The 309-nt window shown below is 57.3% G+C and carries 1 protein-coding gene; it reads left to right on the plus strand.

The window, feature by feature from the left end:
• A partial coding sequence (locus QWI17_RS16735; protein WP_302723668.1) for a hypothetical protein occupies nt 1-183 on the plus strand: 183 nt, incomplete at its 5' end.
• Nucleotides 184-309 lie beyond the last annotated feature (126 nt).

Below are 309 nucleotides of genomic sequence, written 5' to 3' on the forward strand. Positions count from 1 at the left end.
GGCGAAAGCGGCATTGGCGCCCAGGGCAAGGGCGGCGGCGGTGAACAGGGCAGTCAAGGTTTTCATCGTGCTTCTCTCCTGAGAGCTGTACAAGTTGTCTACGGGGTTAAGATTACCCGGCGGTCCTTAATTCAACCTGAAAGCAACGGGCGGCATGATAGCGCAGCCTGCGGGGCCGTGTGATGTTCCACCGAGCCGTTGCATCAGCACGCAGTATTCGCTTCACCGAACCTTATAATCACCGGCTCGATACCCAGGAGATCCGTCATGAGCGCCATCCACATCAAATACCCTGCGCTCACGTTCAAG

This window comes from Gilvimarinus gilvus (assembly GCF_030518155.1).
In the GTDB taxonomy this organism is placed as follows: Bacteria; Pseudomonadota; Gammaproteobacteria; order Pseudomonadales; family Cellvibrionaceae; genus Gilvimarinus; species Gilvimarinus gilvus.